Source organism: Psychrobacter sp. FME13 (genome assembly GCF_014861395.1).
GTDB lineage: Bacteria > Pseudomonadota > Gammaproteobacteria > Pseudomonadales > Moraxellaceae > Psychrobacter.
Genome location: NZ_RRYV01000242.1, coordinates 1 through 2,754 on the forward strand (window position 1 = coordinate 1; position 2,754 = coordinate 2,754).

Sequence of the window (2,754 nt, forward strand, 5' to 3'; positions counted from 1 at the left end):
TGCTTTGGCTGTCACCCTCCTTTTATCTCCTCAGCATACTTTCTGATACACCACCAAAATTTGAAAACGCGGAATTTAACGAGCTATCAGAGCAAGTAAAAGTAAAAATGTCACTTGTAACAGAAGATATGGAGAACGCTGGAACGCTGGCAAAACAAGCAAGCGCTAAACTTAATGAGGATTTAAAAAAAATAGGTTGGCGTATTGGTGTTATTGCTATACCGATCACAATCATTTGTGCTGTGATGCTTTTGCTCGTGCACTTAGTTGTGAAGGCTAACGATGATGATGTTAGAGCCCTACAAGCTGAGATACAACAACTGGAGCATGTCAAAGCTCAAAGCCAAAACGATCTACAAACGATGAAAATGAGTTATGACAACGCTTTGACTCATGCAAACACCAAATTTGTAAATGGTGAGGCATATATGCTCGTTGATACAAGTAACTGTGACGATAGTGACAGTAGAAAAAACATTGAATTTTGTCGTCTGGTTGGTGGGCGTCCAATGCCAAAAGTAACACCAGCTCCAACACCACATCGTAGTCAGCAACCGACAATAAACTATGGCAATAACAATGGTAGCAATCCATTTGGTAGTGGCACTCAAAACCGATCAAACTCAGATACTAATCCTTTTTAATGATGTTTCTATACTCATCCAACTATGCCTTAATTACTTTTGATTTTTAATCAGTTATCAACAACCAAAAAGGCTTTTAATGCTTTTAATAGCTTTTAAGTCCGCTACAGACCTTACTGGTAAATGGATGTAACCCTCATAAGTGGACGTTTATACCGTTATAAGTGGACGTTTATACCGCACTAATAGACATTATATTAATTGACTATTAATTGACTATTGATATAATTGTCAATTAATATAAATCTATCAACTAGATGCAGGGAAAGCTAATGAACGAAAAGAGAAAGAAAAAAGATGGTGTGCAAGACTTAGTCGTGAAATCAAACCGGATTGTTACAGCCTTTCAAAGTTTATCTTTAACGGAGATGTGTCTAATACAGCTAGCTATTGTTGATGCAAGAGAGACAGAACAAGGGTTAGAGATCAATAAGCCGCTGTCTATAAGTGCAAAACGATACGCTGAAGCTTTTGATGTACAAATTGATACTGCCTACAAGATACTAGCCCAAGCTGGAAAAGGCTTAAGGGCACGTTATTTTACGTTTTTGGATGATACTGGTAGCAAAATTGAGACAAACTGGGTTCAGCAAGTCAGATACGTTAAAAGCGAGGGACGTATTGAAGTTATTTTTACTGTTGCCGTTGTTAATGAAATTACTCGCTTAAGCTCACACTTTACACAATATGACCTAGAGTTCATCGCAACGCTCAATAGCATCTACTCTGTGCGTTTGTATGAGCTAATCGTCAAATGGTTAAGCGCTAGACAGACAGATATATTTGATTATGAAATATTGAGAGGTCAGCTAGGAATCAGTGTCAATGAATATAAAAACATGGGAGATTTCAAAAAACGTGTTCTTGATTTAGCTGTTAATGAGATTAATGAAAAGACCAATATTAAAGTTAAATATGAGAATGTAAAGCAAGGTCGCAAAATCATAGGTTTTACGTTTACTGTGCATGAAAAGTCTAAGTCTAAAGCTGATAAAACAATCAAACTTCGTGATGCTGATAACGGAGATATGTTCACGATTGATGGACTCTCTGATAAGCAGCTGTGGCGTATCAGTCGGCATAAAGAGTTTATAAGCACGTATAGTGGTCTTGCTAAAGGCGACGCTGGTAAGAACTGGTCAGCGTATAGTGATTTTATAGTTGGTGAGATCAAGAAAGACGCCTCTAAATTCAGCAAAAAGCGTCCTATACGTGAGTATTTAGATGGGAACGAAGCAGAGTACGATTTCTCAAGATAATAACCAAAAATGACCACCTCAAACAGTCTACTATAAGTGGTTCTCTTGTATTGATGAGAGTTTTCTAAACTCTGTTCATGCGTGAAATGATGCACATCATACAGCGTAAGCCAGGAAGCTTTGATAAAAAAGACAAGGCACTACCGAGAATCAGGCAAGTAAGTATTGTTAATATAATTGTTTTTGTACTTTATATGACATACAATCAATGTCATATAAAGTACAAATGGAGTACAAATTATGTCAAGTACAGTAAATTTCAACATGAGACTTGAGAAAGAACTCAAAGATGAAACCAGCCAAATATTTGAAAACTACGGCATGACAACCTCTCAGGCCGTTAGAATGTTCTTGGTCAATGTCGCCAAAACCAAAAAAATACCGCTATCATTTGATTATCAAGCTGACGACTTAGTGTTAGGGGATCAAACGCTACAAGCCATTAAGCAAGGACGTTTAGACTATGAAGCGGGTAAATTGGATAGACTCGAACCCAACGAGGCTCTAGAGGCGTTACAGGGGCTCTCTCGTGGCTAGAACTGTTATACCTACAAATCAATTCAAGCGAGATATTAAAAAACGATCCAAAGATTTGATCACACCACAATGGATTGAAGTCATGCACTGCTTACTTAATGACTTATCAATGCCAATCAAATACCGTAACCATGCACTGACGGGTGACAAAAAGCACTTGATGGATTGTCATGTTAAGCCTGATTTGGTACTGCTGTATGAATTCGAAGGTGATACAGATTTGATATTACACAGGCTAGGGGCTGTATAGAATTGGGAAATAGTTGAAAAAAATAAGCAACGCCTTACACTCTTGTTTACCACAACAAAGAGAA

Annotated in this window: 4 protein-coding genes; all 4 read left to right on the forward strand. The window is 37.7% G+C overall.

The features are described from left to right. Window positions 1–644, forward strand: a 644-nt coding sequence (locus tag EI164_RS15485; RefSeq protein WP_225739351.1) for a hypothetical protein, incomplete at its 5' end; no start/stop codon positions are given. A 272-nt stretch (window positions 645–916) separates the two neighbouring features. Further along, window positions 917–1,903 carry a replication initiation protein RepM gene (repM, locus tag EI164_RS15490; protein WP_192520858.1) on the forward strand — a complete coding sequence of 329 codons (987 nt, stop codon included), beginning with the start codon at window positions 917–919 and terminating at the stop codon, window positions 1,901–1,903. A gap of 240 nt (window positions 1,904–2,143) precedes the next feature. Continuing rightward, window positions 2,144–2,440, forward strand: coding sequence for a type II toxin-antitoxin system RelB/DinJ family antitoxin (locus tag EI164_RS15495; RefSeq protein ID WP_192520860.1), 297 nt, complete (start codon window positions 2,144–2,146; stop codon window positions 2,438–2,440). Continuing rightward, window positions 2,433–2,690 (forward strand): type II toxin-antitoxin system YafQ family toxin, encoded by a 258-nt coding sequence (locus tag EI164_RS15500; RefSeq protein WP_192520861.1) that lies wholly within the window; start codon window positions 2,433–2,435, stop codon window positions 2,688–2,690. The genes EI164_RS15495 and EI164_RS15500 overlap by 8 nt, the downstream gene beginning before the upstream one ends. The last annotated feature ends 64 nt before the right edge of the window (window positions 2,691–2,754 follow it).

What these genes read in the sequence shown, in the direction of transcription:
- EI164_RS15495 (WP_192520860.1), top strand. Translation starts at nt 2,144, where the DNA reads ATGTCAAGTACAGTAAATTTCAACATGAGACTTGAGAAAGAACTCAAA.
- repM (WP_192520858.1), top strand. Translation starts at nt 917, where the DNA reads ATGAACGAAAAGAGAAAGAAAAAAGATGGTGTGCAAGACTTAGTCGTG.